The 19451-nt window shown below is 38.7% G+C and carries 24 protein-coding genes and 1 other RNA gene; 20 read left to right on the forward strand and 5 right to left on the reverse strand.

Features of this window, described 5'->3' with window-relative positions; translation table 11 throughout:
* Positions 1–9: 9 nt before the first annotated feature.
* From hemC to CDOM15925_RS04430, 9 genes are all read left to right on the forward strand, one after another.
* On the forward strand, positions 10–948 hold the full coding sequence (gene hemC, locus CDOM15925_RS04390; protein ID WP_169941497.1) for a hydroxymethylbilane synthase: 939 nt from the start codon (positions 10–12) through the stop codon (positions 946–948).
* Entirely contained in the window at positions 945–1652 is a 708-nt protein-coding gene (locus CDOM15925_RS04395) for a hypothetical protein (protein ID WP_169941498.1), read from the forward strand. The genes hemC and CDOM15925_RS04395 overlap by 4 nt, the downstream gene beginning before the upstream one ends.
* Positions 1653–1671: 19 nt before the next feature.
* Positions 1672–3483 (forward strand): menaquinone biosynthesis decarboxylase, encoded by a 1812-nt coding sequence (locus CDOM15925_RS04400; protein WP_169941499.1) that lies wholly within the window; start codon positions 1672–1674, stop codon positions 3481–3483.
* A 251-nt stretch (positions 3484–3734) separates the two neighbouring features.
* Complete coding sequence (locus CDOM15925_RS04405) at positions 3735–4853, forward strand: ABC transporter substrate-binding protein (RefSeq protein ID WP_169941500.1); 1119 nt, start codon at positions 3735–3737, stop codon at positions 4851–4853.
* 29 nt (positions 4854–4882) lie between these two features.
* Positions 4883–5779, forward strand: coding sequence for a branched-chain amino acid ABC transporter permease (locus CDOM15925_RS04410; RefSeq protein WP_169941501.1), 897 nt, complete (start codon positions 4883–4885; stop codon positions 5777–5779).
* Positions 5780–6811: a branched-chain amino acid ABC transporter permease gene (locus CDOM15925_RS04415; protein ID WP_169941502.1), complete on the forward strand. Its 1032-nt coding sequence runs from the start codon at positions 5780–5782 to the stop codon at positions 6809–6811.
* Positions 6808–7572, forward strand: coding sequence for an ABC transporter ATP-binding protein (locus CDOM15925_RS04420; protein ID WP_169941503.1), 765 nt, complete (start codon positions 6808–6810; stop codon positions 7570–7572). The genes CDOM15925_RS04415 and CDOM15925_RS04420 overlap by 4 nt, the downstream gene beginning before the upstream one ends.
* Positions 7569–8264 carry an ABC transporter ATP-binding protein gene (locus CDOM15925_RS04425; RefSeq protein ID WP_169941504.1) on the forward strand — a complete coding sequence of 232 codons (696 nt, stop codon included), beginning with the start codon at positions 7569–7571 and terminating at the stop codon, positions 8262–8264. Before CDOM15925_RS04420 ends, CDOM15925_RS04425 begins: the two co-directional genes overlap by 4 nt.
* A 28-nt stretch (positions 8265–8292) precedes the next feature.
* Entirely contained in the window at positions 8293–8721 is a 429-nt protein-coding gene (locus tag CDOM15925_RS04430; protein ID WP_169941505.1) for a helicase IV, read from the forward strand.
* A gap of 31 nt (positions 8722–8752) precedes the next feature.
* Here CDOM15925_RS04430 and CDOM15925_RS04435 read toward each other — a convergent pair whose 3' ends face one another.
* On the reverse strand, positions 8753–9793 hold the full coding sequence (locus CDOM15925_RS04435) for an HdrB C-terminal domain-containing protein (protein WP_169941506.1): 1041 nt from the start codon (positions 9791–9793) through the stop codon (positions 8753–8755).
* Between the two features lie 87 nt (positions 9794–9880).
* Here CDOM15925_RS04435 and CDOM15925_RS04440 point away from each other — a divergent pair, with 87 nt between their 5' ends.
* From CDOM15925_RS04440 to rnpB, 5 genes are all read left to right on the forward strand, one after another.
* Positions 9881–10702 (forward strand): thiamine-phosphate kinase, encoded by an 822-nt coding sequence (locus CDOM15925_RS04440; RefSeq protein ID WP_169941507.1) that lies wholly within the window; start codon positions 9881–9883, stop codon positions 10700–10702.
* The gene (truD, locus tag CDOM15925_RS04445; RefSeq protein ID WP_169941508.1) at positions 10680–11804 is read left to right on the forward strand and encodes a tRNA pseudouridine(13) synthase TruD; all 1125 of its coding nucleotides are present in this window, start codon (positions 10680–10682) and stop codon (positions 11802–11804) included. Before CDOM15925_RS04440 ends, truD begins: the two co-directional genes overlap by 23 nt.
* 9 nt (positions 11805–11813) lie before the next feature.
* Positions 11814–12164: a hypothetical protein gene (locus CDOM15925_RS04450; protein WP_169941509.1), complete on the forward strand. Its 351-nt coding sequence runs from the start codon at positions 11814–11816 to the stop codon at positions 12162–12164.
* Complete coding sequence (locus CDOM15925_RS04455; protein ID WP_169941510.1) at positions 12161–12775, forward strand: Type 1 glutamine amidotransferase-like domain-containing protein; 615 nt, start codon at positions 12161–12163, stop codon at positions 12773–12775. The genes CDOM15925_RS04450 and CDOM15925_RS04455 overlap by 4 nt, the downstream gene beginning before the upstream one ends.
* A 5-nt stretch (positions 12776–12780) precedes the next feature.
* Positions 12781–13109, forward strand: an RNA gene (rnpB, locus tag CDOM15925_RS04460) — RNase P RNA component class A.
* Positions 13110–13329: 220 nt separating this feature from the next.
* Here rnpB and CDOM15925_RS04465 read toward each other — a convergent pair.
* The 4 genes from CDOM15925_RS04465 to flaG are packed head-to-tail and all read right to left on the reverse strand — an operon-like array spanning position 13330 to position 16031.
* The gene (locus CDOM15925_RS04465) at positions 13330–13548 is read right to left on the reverse strand and encodes a hypothetical protein (protein WP_169941511.1); all 219 of its coding nucleotides are present in this window, start codon (positions 13546–13548) and stop codon (positions 13330–13332) included.
* A gap of 2 nt (positions 13549–13550) precedes the next feature.
* The gene (gene fliS / locus CDOM15925_RS04470; protein WP_169941512.1) at positions 13551–13919 is read right to left on the reverse strand and encodes a flagellar export chaperone FliS; all 369 of its coding nucleotides are present in this window, start codon (positions 13917–13919) and stop codon (positions 13551–13553) included.
* A 7-nt stretch (positions 13920–13926) separates the two neighbouring features.
* Positions 13927–15657: a flagellar filament capping protein FliD gene (fliD, locus tag CDOM15925_RS04475; RefSeq protein ID WP_169941513.1), complete on the reverse strand. Its 1731-nt coding sequence runs from the start codon at positions 15655–15657 to the stop codon at positions 13927–13929.
* Positions 15658–15659: 2 nt separating this feature from the next.
* Complete coding sequence (flaG, locus tag CDOM15925_RS04480; RefSeq protein WP_169941515.1) at positions 15660–16031, reverse strand: flagella length regulator FlaG; 372 nt, start codon at positions 16029–16031, stop codon at positions 15660–15662.
* 154 nt (positions 16032–16185) lie between these two features.
* Here flaG and CDOM15925_RS04485 point away from each other — a divergent pair, with 154 nt between their 5' ends.
* The 6 genes from CDOM15925_RS04485 to CDOM15925_RS04510 all read left to right on the forward strand — a co-directional run bounded on the left by CDOM15925_RS04485 (position 16186) and on the right by CDOM15925_RS04510 (position 19451).
* Positions 16186–16536 (forward strand): ornithine carbamoyltransferase, encoded by a 351-nt coding sequence (locus CDOM15925_RS04485; protein ID WP_169941517.1) that lies wholly within the window; start codon positions 16186–16188, stop codon positions 16534–16536.
* Positions 16533–17111, forward strand: coding sequence for a 16S rRNA (guanine(966)-N(2))-methyltransferase RsmD (gene rsmD / locus CDOM15925_RS04490; protein ID WP_169941519.1), 579 nt, complete (start codon positions 16533–16535; stop codon positions 17109–17111). The genes CDOM15925_RS04485 and rsmD overlap by 4 nt, the downstream gene beginning before the upstream one ends.
* A 247-nt stretch (positions 17112–17358) precedes the next feature.
* The gene (locus CDOM15925_RS04495) at positions 17359–18408 is read left to right on the forward strand and encodes a flagellar basal body P-ring protein FlgI (protein ID WP_169941521.1); all 1050 of its coding nucleotides are present in this window, start codon (positions 17359–17361) and stop codon (positions 18406–18408) included.
* A complete protein-coding gene (locus CDOM15925_RS04500) occupies positions 18408–18713 on the forward strand; it encodes a rod-binding protein (RefSeq protein WP_169941523.1) in 306 nt (101 codons plus the stop codon). Before CDOM15925_RS04495 ends, CDOM15925_RS04500 begins: the two co-directional genes overlap by 1 nt.
* A gap of 52 nt (positions 18714–18765) precedes the next feature.
* Positions 18766–18975, forward strand: coding sequence for a flagellar biosynthesis anti-sigma factor FlgM (locus CDOM15925_RS04505; RefSeq protein WP_169941525.1), 210 nt, complete (start codon positions 18766–18768; stop codon positions 18973–18975).
* Between the two features lie 41 nt (positions 18976–19016).
* Complete coding sequence (locus CDOM15925_RS04510) at positions 19017–19451, forward strand: flagellar export chaperone FlgN (RefSeq protein WP_169941527.1); 435 nt, start codon at positions 19017–19019, stop codon at positions 19449–19451.

Genomic DNA, 19451 nt, shown 5'->3' on the forward strand with positions numbered 1-19451 from the left:
AGGTAAAAAATGAAAAATTTAAAAATAGCAACGAGAAAAAGCATCCTTGCAATGTGGCAAAGCGAGCATATAAAGGCTAAAATTTTAGAATTTCATAAGGATATAGACGTAGAACTTGTAGGCATGAAGACAAAAGGCGACGTTATACTTGATACTCCGCTTGCTAAGATCGGCGGCAAGGGACTTTTTACCAAAGAGCTTGAAGATAGTATGCTAAAAGGCGAAACGCATATCGCGGTTCATAGTCTAAAAGACGTGCCCGTGGCATTTCCTGATGGGCTCGTTCTTGCCGCTATTTGCTCGCGTGAGGATGTGCGAGATGCGATGATAAGCGAAAAATACTCTAAATTTGAAGAATTGCCTAAGGGTGCCAAATTAGGAACTACGAGCTTAAGGCGCAAAATGCAGCTTTTAAGAATGCGTCCTGATTTAGAAATCATCTCGCTTCGAGGAAACGTCCAAACCAGACTAAGAAAGCTAAAAGAGGGCGAATTTGACGCAATTATCCTAGCCATGGCGGGCATAAATCGCCTAAATTTAAAAGAAGAGGTAAAATTTATCTATCCGTTTGAACTAAATCAGATGATACCTGCGATGGGGCAGGGTGCGCTTGGGATAGAGGCTGTAGAAAACGAGGAAATTTTAAAAGCCATAGAGTTTTTGCGTGATGAAAGAGCCGTTATAGAGACAACCGTAGAGCGCGACTTCGTAACGCTGCTTGAGGGCGGTTGTCAAGTGCCTATCGGCATAAATGCAAAGCTTGATAAAGAGCAAATTCATATAAATGCCATCGTAGGACTTCCTGACGGAAGCGAAGTTTTACAAAAGAGCTTAACCGTCGCAAAGAGCGAATTTGCAACTGCCGGCAAAGAGCTTGCGCGCGAATTTATCTCTAAGGGCGCCAAGGATCTTTTAAGGCGAGCCGAAGAGATGGCAAACGAGGCATGAGAGCGCTTGCGGCCCTAGGTTTAAGCTTTGCTATTGCTTTTGGAAGTTCAAATGTAGATATCATAAAAGAGCTTTTTACAAATCCGAATTTTGATAAAGCTAATCATTTTAGAGGTGAAGCCGCTAAGCGAAATCATGATTTTAATATTAAAGGTTTTTATATAACCGAGATAACTCCTCTTGGTAGAGGTTATGAATTTGATGTTTTTAGAGTTGGCTTAAGCTCAAATGACGACAGCGAGCATTTTGATCTTTATGTTTATATGATTGAAGACGGAATTTATGCAGTTAGATCTCTGGCGATGACAGGCGTTATAAAAGATCTGATTTATCACTATGAAAAGATTAGTGATAAGCAGAGGAAAGATCTTGATATTGAAAATTTAAAACTTACTGTGGAAAAAGACAGTGAGCTTATCAAATTCGGCAAAGAAAATTTGCATAAATTTGAGCGAATTTTTGAAATTTACGGCTCAAATTTTTCAGACAAAGATGAGCAAATAGAGCGAATTTTGAAATTCTTACATCTATCGCATATAGAAAATAACGACGATGTTTTTAGGATAGTAGTCGGCGGTATGGTTGATAATATAGTCGGATTTTTTAGAGTAGAAAAAGAAGAGGACGCTCCGCTTATGCATGAAAATCTCTATATAATGATAGAAAAGATTGCTCCCAAATGGTATCTTTTTAAGATGACATAAAACAAAACAAGGAAAATTTATGCAAAAGTATATTGATTTATTAAAGCAGCATGATCTCTTAAAAATCATTGATAAGCCCGTAGATATAGACCTTGAGATAGCACATGCAAGCTACATTGAAGTTAAAAAGCCTGATAGTAAGGCGTTGCTTTTTACAAATCCTGTTTGTAAAAAATCGGGTCGTAAATTTGCTCCCGTGATTACAAATGTATTTGGAAGTTTTGAAGCGACCAAGCTTATAATGGGAGTAGATCCTGATGAGGTGGCTAAGGAAATTTCAAATCTTTTAAAGCCAAAAAAGCCAAAGGGTTTTGCGCAAAAGCTAAATTTCATGAGCTATCTTTTTGGCTTAAGAAATGTATTTACAAAGCGCATAAAAGGCGAAGGCGAGTGCCAGCAGGTGAAATTTAAAGACGATGAGGTTGATCTCTTTAGCTTGCCTGTGCTTAAGACTTGGGAGCTTGATGGAGGCGCATTTATCACGATGGGGCAAGTTTATACCCAAAGTCTTGATGGAGAGCTTGCGAATTTGGGTATGTATCGCTTGCAAATTTACGATAAAAATCGCCTTGGAATGCATTGGCAGATACATAAAGACGGCGCAAATTTTTTTAACGAGTATAAGCGTGCCGGCAAGAAGATGCCCGTATCCGTAGCGATCGGCGGTGATCCGCTTTATATCTGGTGCGGTCAGGCTCCGCTTCCAAAAGGAATTTTTGAGCTGCTTCTTTACGGTTTTATCCGCAAATCACCTGCAAAACTCGTAAAATCACTTACAAATGAAATTTATATTCCGCATGATGCGGATTTTGTTATTGAAGGATTTGTTGATACTTCTAAAACCGAGCTTGAAGGACCTTTTGGTGATCATACGGGCTTTTACACGCCGATTGAGCCTTTTCCCGTGATGGATGTTACGGCGATTACGCACAAGCGCGAGCCGATTTTTCATGCGACCGTTGTGGGCAAGCCGCCACTTGAGGATAAGTATATGGGTTGGGCTACGGGGCGAATTTTCTTACCGCTTCTTCAGACTACGGTGCCTGAGTTGATTGATTATGATATGCCTGAAAACGGAGTGTTTCACAACCTTATCTTAGCAAAGCTTGAGACGCTATATCCGGGGCATGCCAAGCAGGCTATGCACGCATTTTGGGGTGTTGGGCAGATGAGCTTTGTCAAGCATGCGGTGTTTGTCGATGAGAGCGCACCAAATCCTAGCGAGTATGATAAATTTACCGATTATGTTTTAAACAGATTTGGAGTAAAAGGGCTTTTGATAACAGAAGGAGTTTGTGATCAGCTTGACCATGCCAGCCCAAATTCTTGCTATGGAGGCAAGCTTGGCATAGACGCTACTGCGGACTTTAGCGAAGGCGAGGTGGAAATTTTAGCCGATGATACTTTACTTGAGAAATTTAAAGAGATTGATGAGGATGTTCTTGAGGTTAAGCAGTTTAAAACCGATACCAAATCTCCTATCTGCGTCATCAAATACGATAAAAAACGCCCTGTAAAAGAGACGCTTGATAAATTTATGCAGCTTAAAGAGTACTTTAAAATAGTTGTTTTCGTAGGAGCTGAAAACTATCTTGAAAATCCATATATGCTCGTTTGGCGAGTTACTAACAACATAGACGCTATGCGCGATATATACATAAAACAAAGCGTGGTTTTTGTGGATGCTACGCAAAAAGGGATTGAGGATGGCTATGAGAGAGGGTGGCCAAAGCAGACCGATTGTACTCCTGAAGTCGTAAGAAGCCTCATTGAGCGCGGTATCGTTGAAAACGATGAGAAGCTGTTTAAAAAATTTGAGATATTTGGATAGATTACGCCCTTGCCCGAATTTGATTGAGTAAATTTGTTAAATTCGGGCGTAAAATTTTATATTTTTATTTTTTACAATTCTTTTTGCTATAAGATATCCTACTAAAATGTTACTAATTAACAATAACTTTTATATAGATTGAGTAAATTCTTAACTAATGAGCATTTAAAATTATCATAATAGTATCAAAATCACTCATTTGCTCTTAAATTTGTAATATAATGTAACACATAAATTATTAAGGAGTAAAAATGAAAAAGATAACTACTTTAGCGCTATCTTTGGCGGCTATCAGTTCGTTTGGCTTTGCAAAAGAGATAACCATAGCTGCGGTTATGCCGGTAACAGGCGCTGTTGCGGCTTACGGACAGACGGCTTATGAGGGTGTAGCTTTGGCAAATAAAATGCGTCCGACTCTAAAAAACGGCGATACGATCAAGGTTGTTTTGCTTGATACTAGAGGCGAGAAGGTTGAGACTTCAAACGCCACTACAAGGGCTATCTCGCAAAATAAAGCCGTAGGTATCATTGGCGAGCTAATAACAGCTAACACTATGCAGGTAATGGCGATAGCGGATAAAAACAAAATTCCCGTAATAGCTCCTGCTGCGACATCGGATAAGCTTCTAGATAATGTGAAATTCGGTAGCAGAGTTTGCTTCATGGACTCATTTCAAGGCAAGGCTGCGGCTGAATTTGCGGCAAAGGATCTAGGATATAAAACTGCAGCTATCGTCGTGGATCAAGCGCAGGTGTATTCTCTTGGGCTTGCTAAGACGTTTGAGGCTGAATTTACCAAAAACGGCGGGAAAGTTTTAACAAAGCTTAGAATAAGCTCCGGAGATAAGGATTTTAAGGCGATAGTTTCACAGATAAAAAGCCAAAATCCAGACTTCGTCTATGTGCCTACGTATCATCCGGAAGCGGCTTTGCTAGCGCGCCAAGCCAAGCAAATAAATTTATATAAACCTATGCTTGGATCAGACGGTGTGGCAAATCCAACCTTCATAGAGCTTGGCGGAGATTCGGTAGACGGGTTTATCTTTAGCGATTCGTTTGACGCTTCAAACCCTCCTACAGAGCTTTCAAAGAAATTTTTAGACGAGTATGAAAAAGATAAAGGTACAAGAGATATAGCAGGCTTTACGGCTCTTGGAGCGGACGCTTATTTTGTAATGGTTGAGGCTATGGATAAGTGCGCAGATCCTAGCGATTCTGTTTGTGTAAATGATCAAATTCACCAAACTAAAGAATTTTCAGGCGTTTCGGGTGTGATCAGTATAGACTCTAAGGGAAATGCTATCCGCTCTGTCGTCATGAAAGAGATAGTTGGCGGCAAACCGACGTTTAAAGCAAACGTTAATCCTTAAAATTTAAATACTTTAAACTCGGAGTGATGATGGAATTTTCACTATTTTTACAAAATATGGTGAACGGTTTTAGCCTTGGCAGTATGTATGCGCTTATTGCCATAGGCTATACTATGGTTTATGGGGTTTTAAGGCTTATAAATTTCGCTCACGGCGATATCATGATGGTTGGAGCTTATGTCTGCTTTTTTGGTATGGTTTCTTTAAATTTGCCATTTATCGCGGCGGTTGTCTTTGCTGTAACCATATGCGCAGCTCTTGGTATCATAACAGATACGATAGCTTATAAGCCGCTTCGTAAAGCGCCTAGAATTTCGCTACTGATTACTGCGATTGGCATTAGTTTTTTACTTGAAAATCTATTTAACGTGATTTTTGGTAGCGAGGCTAAAGCCTTTGTCATACCACAATATCTGCAAAAGGTTTTAACGTTTGGAGATGTTACTTTGGCTATGAGCGCGGTTTTTGTTCCTATCATCACTCTTGTTTTATTGGCTATTACGCTTTTTATACTTTACCGAACTAAATACGGCATGGCGATAAGAGCGCTTGCCTTTGATATCCATACCGTAAATTTAATGGGGATAGACGCAAATTTAATCATCGCTATAGTATTTGCGCTTGGCTCTATGCTTGCAGCTATCGGCGGCGTGTTTTGGTCGCTAAATTACCCGTCCATCGAGCCTATGATGGGAGTTTTGATAGGTCTTAAAGCCTTTGCCGCAGCCGTTCTTGGAGGCATAGGATCTGTTGGCGGAGCCGTGCTTGGAGGATTTATCATAGGATTTACGGAAGTTGTCGTAGTATCTTTAAGCCCTGAATTTTCAGGCTTTAAAGATGCTTTTGCTTTTATATTTTTGATTCTTATACTTATATTTAAGCCTACGGGAATTTTAGGCTATGACTTTGAAAAGAGTAGGTTTTAGATGAGAGTTCCTAAGATTACGCATATCATATTTTTTGCTTTGGCTGTGGGTTTTTTGGTTATATCTCATTATATTTTTGATGATTATTCTTTGAGGGTTTTAAACAATATCGCCATTTTTATTATCTTGGCGGTTAGTTACAACCTTATAAACGGCGTTACGGGGCAGTTTTCGCTTGAGCCAAACGGCTTTGTGGCTGTTGGAGCTTACGTAGCGGCTCTTATACTTCTTGATGCGGACGCTAAAAACTATCAGTTTGATCTTGAAAGTCCTGCAGCATTTGTGCTTTGGCTTCACTCGTCAAATTTCTTGCTGGCTCTTCTTGCTGCAGGAGTTTGTGCTACTATACTTGCTTTGATTCTTTCCTTTCCTGTATTTCGCGTAAGGGGCGATTACCTTGCTATCGTTACGCTTGGCTTTGGTTTTATTATTAAAATTTTAGCTATCAACTATCCATCTATCACAAACGGATCACTTGGACTTAGCTCCATACCTCAGCACGCTACGCTTTATTATACGGGCGGGATTGCTATTATTAGCGTTATTATGGTGCTAAATATAGTTTATTCGAAATTCGGTCGCGCGATGAAAGCCGTAAGAGATGACGAGGATGCCGCACTTGCTATGGGTGTAAACACCTTTGCCGTTAAGACTACCGCTTTTAGCACCTCGGCGTTTTTAGAAGGTGTCGGCGGAGGGCTTTGGGCGTGCTCATTTGCCTCTATTGTGCCGAATGAGTTTGATTTTTATCTAACTTTCCAGCTGCTTATTATCATCGTCCTTGGCGGGCTTGGCTCTATGACGGGAGCTATTTTAGGCACTATCTTGGTGATAGGAGGCGGAGAGTGGCTTAGATTTTTAGATGAGCCGATAAGCATGTTTGGTCATACATTTGATGCGATGCCAGGTCTTAGAATGATTGTGTTTTCGGTCATACTTATACTTGTTATGCTGTTTGCAAGAGAGGGAATTTTTGGCAAAAGAGAGCTAACGGATGTAGCTAGATCGGCTATCAAAAGGCTTAAGCGATGATTTTAGAGCTAAAAAATATCAGCAAGAAATTTGGTGGAGTAACTGCTATAAACGACACAAGCTTTCAAGTAAACGAAAGTGAAATTTTTGGTCTTATAGGTCCAAACGGTGCGGGTAAGACGACTATCTTTAATATCATCACGGGCAATTACGAACCAAGCGGCGGAGAGGTTAAATTTAACGGCGTTACGCTAAACGGCAAAAAGCCAAACGTGATCGTCAAGCACGGTATCGCAAGGACATTTCAAAATATCCGCCTTTTTAGCTCTATGAGCGTGCTTGAAAACGTCTTAATCGGACTTGACGGACATATAAAATATAGCTTTATCGAGAGTATTTTGCATATGGGACGCTTTCATAAAGAGGAGCGAATCGCACGCGAAAAAGCCATGGATATACTTAACGAGCTAAATTTAAGCGGTTATACGAACGAGCCTGCTACAAGTTTAAGTTACGGGGTTCAAAGGAAGGTCGAGATAGCAAGAGCTATGGCGACAAATCCCAAGCTCTTGCTGCTAGATGAGCCTGCGGCAGGCATGAATCCTATAGAGACCGAAGATCTTGCTGAGCTTATCTTTATGCTTAGGGAAAAATACAAGCTTAGTATTTTGCTTATAGAGCATGATATGAAATTTGTAAACCGCCTTTGCGAGCGCGTTTTAGTACTTGATTACGGTAAGGTAATTTTTGAGGGTAAGCCAAGTGATGCTGTGCGTAACGAAAAGGTCGTATCTGCTTATTTGGGAGATTTTATTAAATGATTAGCGTTAAAGATTTGCACGTTTATTACGGACTTATAGAGGCTGTTAAAGGGATAGATTTTGAAGTTAAAACAGGAGATATCGTCTCTCTTATCGGCTCAAACGGTGCTGGTAAAACCTCCACTTTAAACGCACTTTTAAACAGCGTAAAAAAGACAGGCGAGATAAATTTCTTGGGTTATGATACAAGAAGGCACAAGACTCATACTCTTGTTAGGCACGGCATAGCGCTGGTTCCTGAGGGCAGGAGGGTGTTTATAAATTTGACAGTTGATGAAAATTTGCGTATGGGTGCTTTTAATAACGACGAAAACTACGAGCACTTACGCTCTCAAATGTATAGACTATTTCCTCGTTTGGCTGATAAAAAGCAGCAACTTGCAGGAACTTTAAGCGGCGGAGAGGCGCAGATGCTGGCCATCTCACGTGCGCTAATGAGCGAGCCTAAGCTACTTATGCTTGATGAACCTAGCCTTGGACTTGCGCCAAAGATAGTAGGAGAGGTCTTTAATACCATAGTTAGGCTAAAAGAGGAGGGTATAACCATACTTTTAGTCGAGCAAAACGCCTTTGCAGCACTTAAGATAAGCGACTACGCATACGTGCTTGAAAACGGAAAAATCGCTATGCAAGGCGTTGCAAAAGATATGATAGGTAACGACGAGATCAGGCGCAAATATCTTGGGGCTTAAATTCGGTGTTTAAATTTAAAGAGATCTTTTGCAAATAGACTTAAAAACTCTCGTTATCTTAATACTTGTTTTGATCCTGATAGCTCTTTTAGTAAGGCTTTCGCGAAAAACAAAGATCAAACAAACTCACTATAAAAGCGATAGTGGCGATATGGTAAAGAGTAGGGCGGAGCTTATAATAGCAAACTGGCTCTTTTATCGCGGAGTAAAATTTATCTACGAGAAAAAGGCGAATGCAAATCAGCGAGTGATTAGCGATTTTTATCTGGTTGATTATGATGTTTATATCGAATTTTGGGGGCTTGAAACCGCGTCTTATCTTAAACGCAAGAAAAAGAAAATTAAAATTTACAAGAAAAACCGCCTCAAGCTAATCGAGATGAATGATGATAGTTTAAGGGATCTTAATCAATTTTTTGCAAAGGAATTTGCTAAATTTAAGATTAGATTATCATAAAGAGCAAGTTTGAGATATTAGAATTTTAAATTTATACTAATCTCACTTTTAGCTTATGATTTTTTATACTTGTTGGAATTTCGCCGTTTGCTAGGCTTACAAGCTCGGCTGTGCGTAGGATATAAAATTTTTCCAAGCTTCTGCCGATTGATTTTTGCAGTTTGTTTGAAAGCGTATCAAACATATAAAAGGCTTGTTCGTTATCAACCAGTAAAAAATCAGCCCCGCTATCAAACGCGTCAAATAAAATTTCGCCGGCAAGTTTAAAAGCAAGCTCATCATTTAGTCCGATCAACTCAAATCCGCAAGGCAAATTTTGGCTATCGGTGCTGATGAATTTCGCCTTTAGACTTCTTATATCATCTAAAATTTCACCGTAGCTTGCGATTGTAAAATCCTTAAAATCATGTTTGAAATTTAGTTTTTCTATTTTCATTTCAGCACTCAGAGCAGGCAGTTTTCTTTCGGGCTCTTTTAAATTTGATTTTATGAATTCTAAAGCCCCTTTGTAAATTTCATCATTCCAAAATATCCGCTCTTTTAAATCTCCCGCTATCCATACGCCAAATTTGCTATCGCTTACGACGGCTAAAATTTTATCTTTTTTATCAGGATATTTTTCGCATAGAAATTTAGCAAATATTATCGCGCTTGAGCCTATGAAATTTGGCTCAAATTCGTTCATAAATCCTGCATAAAAATATGGCTTTAGGCTCTCGTAAAATTTAGCATCCTCTTTTGTATAAAATTTACTAAATAGCTTGATTTTCCCCATAAAGTCATCATCGTTTATGATGAGATCTTTTACCGCTCTTTTTGTGCTTAAAGGCTCTATGATAAGAGTGCTCTTAAAACGGTTTAAGATTAGATCAAAGCTAGTATCTAGGCTAACTACCACGCCGTTTATCTTTACAAATTTAACCCCTTCAAAATCAAAATACGGATCGTTTTTTTTAATATCCTCTAGTAAATCTTGTAAGTTTTTAAAGTTGTAGTTTTCAAAAAAATATGGTTTGTAGTATCTTAACACATCGTTTTTGGCGTTAAATCTAAAAATTCTCACTTCAAGCATCTGCCGTCCTTTTAAGAGTAGTTTATAAAATTTTAGCTTAACTAACGTTTGAAGTAGTTTTTAACGTCAAATTTTATAAAATGTGGCATGGATAAAGAACAGCTGATAATCGATAAATTTAGCAACTCATTTATAGGCGATGACGGTGCGGTTGCGGGAAAATGGGTCTATAGCAAGGATCTATTTTACGAAAATACGCACTTTAAAAGATCTTGGCTTAGCCTTGATGAGGTTTCTTACAAGGCGATGATCGTAAATATCTCAGACGCTATCGTTATGAATGCGGTTCCTAAATACGCGCTTTTGGGGCTTGGACTTCCTAAGGAGATAAAGCCCGCTGAAATTTCTTTGCTTAAATCAGGTATCCAAAAGGCGTGCGATGAGTTTGGATTAACGATAATAGGCGGCGATACGATAAGTAGCGATAAAATCTTTATAAGCGTAACCGTTGTTTCAAGAATTTACGATAAGCCTATCTTTAGGAGCGGTGCTAAAAAAGGCGATTTTATAGCATTTACCGGAAGGCTTGGTGGAAGTTTAAAAGGATTAAAAGCCTTGATGAACGGCGGAGCGGTAAGTAGAAATTCTCGCTTTAAAAGACCGATTTTAAGGGATAAATTCTTTTATTCGGCTAGCAAGTTTATAAATTCCGCTATGGATATTAGCGATGGGCTTGGTGCGGATTTGATTAAGCTTTGCAAGGCAAGCGGTTGTGCGGTGAAATTTATCAAGCAAATCCCTAAAAATCAAATGCTAAGCGGCGAAGAGTACGAGGTGCTTTTTACGTTTAGCAAAAAAAATCTGCACAGGATCAAAAACGAAGCTAAAAAAGCTCGCGTAAAAATAAATATTTTTGGAAAAATCACAAAAGGAAGATATAAAACCCATGCAAGACAACACCACTTTTAAGCCCTTATACGCACTAGCTCACACTCCTATAAACGCTTATTTCAGCAAGAATTCGGATGATTTTGTGGTGCGTGAAATACCGCTTTACGAATTTAGCGGAGACGGCGAGCATCTTATCGTTGAAATTTCTAAAAAAGATATGACGACACAAGAAGCCTTAAAGGCTTTAAGCGACTTTACGGGCATTAAGATAAGAGAATTTGGCTATGCGGGGCTTAAGGATAAGCAGGGGATGACTACTCAATTTATCTCTATGCCGCGTAAATTTGAGGCGAATTTGGCAAATTTTAGCCACGATAAAATGAAAATTCTAAATATGAACGCTCATAACAATAAGCTAAGAATAGGTCATTTAAAGGGCAATAGTTTTTTTATCCGTCTTAAAAAGGTCCTTGCAACAGATGCTCTTAAGCTTGAGCAGGCTATTAAGAAGCTAGATGAGATCGGATATCCGAACTATTTTGGCTATCAGAGGTTTGGCAAATTTGGCGATAATGCAGCTAGTGGATTTGAAATTTTAAAGCACGGAACTCTAAATGGCAAAAAGCTTAAAAATCCAAAAATGAGCGAGTTTTTAATCTCCGCTTATCAAAGCGATCTTTTTAACCGCTGGCTTAGTAAGCGTATCGAAATTTCGCGATTTGCAGATGAATTTAGTGCAAAAGAGCTAGCTGAAATTTATAAATTTATGAGTGCGGACGAGATAAGGGAGCTAAAGAGCCAAAAGCAGTTTTTTAAGCTAATTCGTGGCGAAGTTTTGGGGCATTATCCTTTTGGCAAGTATTTTTTGTGTGAGGATTTGCAAAGCGAGGTTGAGAAATTTAATCTCAAAGATAGAACCAGCTGCGGGCTTATCGTAGGAAGTAGGGCGTATAAAAGCGAGGGGCTTGCTAAAAAGATAGAGGATGATATCTTTAGCAAGGCAAGTGAATTTGAAGCTAAGATGAGCGGAAGCAGGCGTTTTGCTTGGAGCTATCTTGAAAATGTTCAATATAAATACAATCCTGAAAAAGCGCATTTTGGCATAAATTTTACTTTGCAAAAGGGCTCTTATGCGACTGTGGTTTTGGAAGAAATTTTGCATAAGGATATTTTCGAATAAGGAGAGAATATGCGATATTTTGTGATTGTTTTAGGGTGTTTATCCTGTTTTTTGGGATTTGCAAAGGCTTGTGAGTCGCCTCCTGCTGCGGAAGCTTTCGTCTATGAAAATGATATGGATTTAGACGGCGTACTTGATATGAACGAGTGGAAAAATGTAAAGAGTATGGAGAATTTTAGAGTTAAATTTGGAGATTTTAGCGAAGCGGAGTTTAAAAAATTTGATAAAAACAAAGACGGTAAGCTTGAGTGGGAAAGCGAACTTGAGGGCAATATCGAATACATAAAAGATCCTTGCGATATCAAGGAAGAGCAAGAAAATTTTAAAAAATCAAAAAGCAACCAAAAAGGAAAATCGTGAAAAATATCTTTTTGTGCTCTTATTTTGCAGGAGTCTTTGAGCTCTTTGCGGATAAATTTGACTGCGAGGGCAAGAGTGTTTGCTTCATATCAACGGCGAGCAAATTTGAAGAGGTGAATTTCTACGTGGACGAGGCAAAAGAGTGCTTTAAAAGTGCCGGCGTGAGAGTTGATGAGCTTGATATCTCGGCGAGTGATAAAGCGCAAATCTTAAAGAAATTTAGCCAAAACGACTTCATCTATGTATGTGGCGGAAACACATTTTATCTCTTAAGTGAGCTTAAAAAATCGGGAGTTATAAGCGAGTTAAAGAGTCTTGTAAACAGCGGCAAAATTTATATCGGCGAATCGGCAGGTGCCGTGATAACATCGCCTGATATCGAGTATATAGGCCTAATGGATGAAAATTTAGTAGAGCTAAAAGATCTTAGCGGCTTAAATTTGGTGAGTTTTTATACTTTGCCTCACTTGGGCGAATTTCCGTTTGAAGAAGCATGTAATAATATAATCGCAAAATTTGGCGAGAAAATAGATCTAAAAGCGATAAATAACTTTGAGGCGATTTTAATTCGGGATGAAGAAGCGGTTATTTTAAGCGCAAAGTCGCTATAATCTCATCGGCACGGCAAGTGATTGCTTTTAAATTCCGGTTTAAAAGAGGAAAGTCCGAGCTGCTATAAGACAAAGTCCCATCTAACGGATGGCTAGGGAAACCTAAGGGATAGTGTAACAGAAAGCAGACTGCCGCTTCGGCGGTGATGGTGAAACGGCGGGGTAAGAGCCCACCAGCGCCACGCGAAAGCATGGCGGCTATATAAACCCGACTTGCAGCAAGAAGGGATGGTTTTAGTCTTATGTTAAACCCTTCGCTAGAGCCAAATTGCGAAATTTGGATTAGATAAATAATCACTCACGACAGAACTCGGCTTATCGCCGTGCCTTTATTTATGCATTTAATCCTACAAATTTAACTATCTTGTGTTTGCAAAGCGTAGCTGTTTTGGATTTATTGTGAGTTTGGAGCAAGAGCTGGTAAATTTCTGGTTTGGGGTTGTTGTAATCTTTGTAATTTTGAAATTTGCGCTATTTTTGATAGGCAAATTTCAAAAAAATATCGACAGAAAAGAGTAAAGGCTAGATAGCTATAAATTTACTCAAATAGCCTTTTACTGCATGTAATTTCTAGCGTCTTTTAGCTTTTTCATCTCCACGCTTAGCTTATCAACCTTGCTTTTAATGATCTCTATAGCGCCTTCGGTTAGAGTTGCAGCCTCGCTGAGCTGTTCTAAATTTTCAAATTCCTGCGGAAAATTCTCTATCAGCTTTTCCAGACTTGCGACATCGCCATTGCTCACGGCTATCTTAAATTCTTCCAGCCATTTCATCGCTAATTGGTGGCCTCTTTCCACGCTTCAAGAAGTTGCTTGGTAACATTTACAACCTCTTCTAAAATCTTTTCATCGTTTGAGATATTGGCTTGTGAAAGAAGCTGAATTTGCCTCGTATAAAGACCGCTTAGATAGTGCGCCACATCGCCTTGCTCATAATCAAGCGAATTTAAAAGCTCAATAAAGATAGCGTTTGCTCGGTTGATGAAATAGACCTTTTTTTCGATGTTGTTTTCTTGCATCGATTTTTTCGCTCTAAAGATAAATCTTAAAATTCCTTCATATAGCATCTCTATTAGCTTTTGAGGAGACTCAATGCCTCCTACCGAATTTTGAGAATATGCCGCGTAAGCTGTGTTATTTATCATATTTTTCCTATCTCTTTGCGTTTAGTTCGGCATCGATCATTGATTTAAGCGTCGAGAATTGATTTTGCAAGTTGCTAATCATCTTGTCATAAGCCAAAAATCTCTCCGCCATCATGTCGTATTTGGTATTTAGATCGGTTACCGCACGCTCTTTGTCTTTGCCTAATTTTTCCTTTTCGCTAGTTAAATTTTGAGCAAAAATCGTTAATGAGCCCTCTTTGCCGACCATATCTTTTAGTTTTGTGTTTAAATTTGTAAAAATCCCGTCCGTCATCGTCTTTTTGGCACCTATGTTGCTATTTGCAAGTCCTAGTTTATCAAGGATATTAGGATCGCCTTTTACCTCTATATTTGTGCCGTCTATGCTTTTTAGCACGATTCTATCTTCGGTTTGATTAAGGCTTGCCTGCACTCCGCTAATGCCTGCTTCATTTATGGCTTTTAAAAGCGCGATTGCGTTTTCTTTTGACGAATTTGGCGCAGATGTGGTTAAATTTATCTTTTTGCCGTTTATTGTAAAATCCTCATTTGCTATCGTAAGCGCTCCGCTATTTATAGGCTTAGAGCTTCCCGTAATAACTTGAGAGTAGCTTGTCGAGCCTGTAAATATCATCTTGGCTTCGTCTAAATTTTTATCAAGTTTTTCGCTTAGTTTTGATTGATCGACTTTAAGCAATCCGTCTTTAGTAAGCTCAAAGCCAAAATCGGTCAAATTTAGATTTTTTGTTTTGCCGTCAATTGTTATGGCTTTATTTTCAAAAAGAGCTTTGTTTATGGTTGATTTGATACTGGTTATCTCGCTAACGCCTTGAAATGTACCCGCGTTTTTCGTATCGCTGTTATAGTCTGTAGCTACGTCAAGATTGTTCATAAGTGAGTTATAAGTCTTTACCAAGTTGTTTATCTCAGCTTTTATGTCTTTATTGTCTTCTTTTATACTAAATGTCGTTTTACCCGTCTCTTTAAGAGTTAAATTTAGTCCTATGTTAAGATCTTTTATATTGTTTGTAGATCTATTTACGGTTATGCCGTTATATGTAAATTCAGCATCCTGAGCGGTTGAAATTTTATTATTTGCTACGTTTGCGCTATCCCAGCCAAGCTCGGTTAGAATTTCGTTTGCGTTTGTTAGCGGATTGCCGCTGCCGTCATCGGTGCTAAATTCTATCTTGTTTTCAGCACCCGTATTTTTGGATTGTAAAATCAGCTGATACGGCTTATCTCCTCCCACTTTGAGCACTCTAGCTTGCACTTCGCCGTTTGTGGCGTCGTTTATCTTTGTAGCTAGCTCTTCAAATGAAGTTGATTGTTTTAACTCTATTTTGTATGTGTTTGAGCCAAATTTGATAGCAAACGAGCCCTCTTTGCCGACAAAAGACTCAGGAGCCGTAAATTTTTTGCTTTGGTAGATATCTTTTTGTGCAAGTTGTTTTACGTCTATCTCGATATCTTGCAGACCTACGCCGGGATCTGCTTGCAAATCGGCACTTTTGCCGTTTGTGCTAACGTTTCTTTTAAGAAACATCGTTTCATCGCCAAGTGCCGCAACGGAAGACTTAAAAGAGCTTACAAGAGTTTTTATCGCCGAAAGATCTTTTTGTTTAGTTAAGTTTTTTTCTAAATTTTTAGAAATCGGATCGACTAAACCCTTGTGATCGGCGGCTTTTAGCTTATCTATAACCTCTTGGGTTAAAACGCTACTTCCAAGACCTAGTGAAGATATCTTACCTAATGCCATTTTTAACTCTCCTTGTCGAATAATACCCCGACAGCCTCCCTGAAGTATTCGCTTAGTTTCATTACTTGCTCGCTTGGGATTTTTCTTATAACTTCGCCCGTTTTTACCTCCATTACATTCACATATAGCGAATTTATCTTGTCGTTATATGCAAAGCGAACATTGGTATCAAGGGCTTCCATCTGTCTGTTTAATTTTTCGGTCGCTTCGTTTAATTTTTTTGCTAAATCTTCGTTGTCTATGCTTAAATTATTTTGCGCGCTGTTTTGTTGTAAGTGCGTTTGCTCAACTTCCCTTGTTTGAGTATGCGCTTGAGCGTTGCTAGGGTGCGCTACAGTATTCATTTGCTGGCTAGCGACTTTAAAAATTTCCATCTTTTCTCCTTTAAAGATTGCCGTTTTAATCAATATTATTCCCCTACATCGTCATAATTTTAAATTTCTTTATACTATAAATTCTCTCTTTGAATTAATTAAAATTTACGCTTAAATTTGCTAATATTTCTTACTTTTTAAAAGGAAATTCGGTATGAAAATCTCATTTGATTGCGATTGTATATTGCTTCAAAACTCTCTTGAACTGTTTTTAAAAGATTTTATTGCGCATAAAAAAGATTGCGATTTTATAATTTCTGACAGAAAGATAGATAGCAAAAAACCTGTTTTTATAATCGCCGCAAATTCCGCTCATCTTCAAATTCCTTTTAGTAAAGAGACTCTTTTAAATACGCTTGAAGAGTTTTATTCCGCTATCCAAATTCCAAAAGCAAGCTTTAAGATAGAGCAAAAAGATGAAAATTTAGCCCTTGAAGAGGCTATTTCAAATTTGGTAGAAAAATTTAAAAAAGATCTCATAGCTCTTATAAAGTCTTATCTATGAAAAGGCTTTTTACAACTATTTCAAGCGGTAAATTTAAAGGTAAAAAACTGACCTTGCCTTCTCTTACTACCACAAGAAGCACAAAAAATATAGTAAAAGGCTCTTTTTTTGACAGCTTCAGATATGATTTGCGCGGTAAAATTTTCATCGAAGCTTTTGGCGGAAGTGCGCTTATGGCATGCGAAGCGCTTAGTAACGAGGCTAAAAAAGCCTATGCTATAGAGCTTGATAAAGCAGCCTTTAAGATAGCTTACGAAAATGCAAAAAGTATCGATGAGCAAAATTTGCGCGTGCTAAACGGAGATACTTTTAAGCTCACGCCAGAAATTTTAAAAAGCGAAAATTTTGGCGAAAAAAGCGTTATCTTATATCTTGATCCGCCTTTTGATATAAGAGAGGGCTTTAAGGAAATTTATGAAAAGTGCTTAAATTTGATATCAAATTTAGACGAAAAGCAAATTTTTTTAATCGCAATAGAGCATGCAAGCTCTTATAATTTACCTGAAAATATCGGCAAATTTTCGCTTATAAAAACTAAAAAATTCGGAAACACCTCCTTAAACTACTACTCGTAAATTTGGAATGCTTCTTGCTTTATTCCTAAAAAACAAAAGTTCTATTTATACAAAGTATTAATATTAACAGCATAACCTTCGCGATAGCGGAATTTGAAAAAGCGTCGAAGGACGCAAACTTTGAGCGTTGTCGGAGGATGGGGGTTGTTAAGGGGGAAGGGGAGCGACCTCGCAATTTAAGCCCCCTTTCCCCTTAAATAAAGAAAAACTTTAGATTAAATAGACATAAAAAACTAAAAGGACGGCTATGAAGCTAGCTTCATCACTGATTGCTGCGTGTATGCTTGGCGTATTTGCAAATGCGGCTCAGATAAAAGATATCGCAAATGTCGTAGGAGTTAGAGAAAACCAACTGATAGGATACGGACTTGTAGTGGGGCTTAACGGCTCGGGCGACGGCTCAAGCTCTGAATTTACCATCCAGTCCCTTTCAAACATGCTTCAAAGCGTAAATGTAAAAATCGATCCAAACGATATAAAATCAAAAAATACCGCAGCCGTTATGGTTACGGCTAAGCTTCCCGCTTTTGCAAGACAGGGCGATAAGCTTGATGTGGTGATATCCTCAATCGGCGATGCCAAAAGCCTTCAAGGCGGTACGCTTCTTATGACTCCTTTAAAGGGCGTTGATGGCGATATATACGCGCTTGCTCAAGGCTCGCTTACCATAGGCGGAAAAAGCGCAAGCAGAAATAGCGGCAATCACGCAACCGCGGGAACGGTATTTGGCGGAGCTTTTGTGGAGCGCGAGATAGTGTATGATATCTACAATCAAGAGGCTATAAATTTAAGCCTTAAAGAGTCAAACTTTGGAATCGCTTCAAATATCCAAAATGCTATAAATTTGCATGCGGGAGGCAATGTGGCCGTGGCTATCGACCCAAGAACGGTTAGGGTTAGTAAGCCTGAAAATGCCAGTATGGTAGAGTTTCTTGCCGGGATTTTAGAGATAGATGTTGATTATAAAGCGCTTGATAAGATAATAATAGACGAGCGCACGGGCACGATAGTAAGTGGCGTAAATATCACCGTTGATCCCGTCGTAATCACGCATAAAGATATCACGATAAAGATCGAGCCAAATTCTTATGAAGACGGCGAGCGCGCTATAGATATCAAAGACAACACGGCGATAGATCCGGTGGCAAATTTGATAAAGGTAAGCGGGGAGCGCACCACCGTAGCAAGCGTAGCAAGAGCTCTAAATAAACTCGGAGCAAGCCCAAGTGACATCATCGCGATAATTGAAAATTTAAAGCGAGTAGGTGCTATACATGTTGATTTGGAGATTATATAATGAACGTTGACAATCACTTAGCTATAAACGCATATAACAGTATCGCGACAAATTCTATCACGAATAAAGCAGGCAGAAGTGAAGAGGAAAACGATAAGCTCTTAAGAGAGCAAACAGATGCTTTTGAGGCGTTTTTGGTTAAAAGCGTGCTTGATATCGCGCTTAAAGATGAAAATCCGCTCTTTCCAAAGGACGCTGGAGATAAAATTTACTCATCTATGTATAACGACACGATGAGTAGGGCTTTGAGCGGAAATTTAGGCTTTAGTGAGCTACTTTATAATTTTTTAAAGGAAAGGGCTTAAGAAAATTTCATTTATGCCGATTTGGTAATCAAATGTTTAAAAAGGCATAACAATGATATCGACACTCGGTTCAAAATTTGGGCTTAGCCCTCAGCAAATTTCACGAAATGAAGTTAAAAAAAGTGAAGTTAGCGAAGAGATTAAAAACACACAGGATAAAAGCGAAAGCAAGGTAGCGAAAATTTCGCAAGCGATAGCCGACGGAATTTATAAGATAGATCTTTCAAAAACCGCGCGCGCAATTGCCGATGAGATTATGTAGCATGAATTTGTCCTTTGTGTGAATTTACAGAAAGGACAAATATGCTTAAAACTTATTTAAATGACGCGATTGGCGTGCTTGATGAACTTATTAAAACTACAAATTCTGATATTGAAAATATCAAAGAGGCAAAACACTCCGCCGTTGAAGAGAGCGTGAAGTTAAAAAACGATCTCATAAAAAAATTTGAAAACACAAAATCACTACTTGACAAAGAGCTTTTAAGAATTTCAAAAGAGCAAAACAGCTCTGATTTAGCAAGCATACTTGACGATGAAGTAAAGGCAAATTTAGTAAATATGAGAAGCAAGCTTGAAGAGCTTCATCTAAAAAACAAAGAGTATGCAAGATACGTAGTAACGGTTAAAGAATTTTTTGACAGTTTGGTTAAAGATATGTTTAAAGACGCAAAAGACGATAGCGGATACGCAAAGGCTACTCCTACGCCTGAGACGCTACTAAAAACAAGGGTTTAA

Origin of the sequence: Campylobacter sp. RM15925 (assembly GCF_012978775.1) — a bacterium.
Classification (GTDB): Bacteria; Campylobacterota; Campylobacteria; order Campylobacterales; family Campylobacteraceae; genus Campylobacter_A; species Campylobacter_A canis.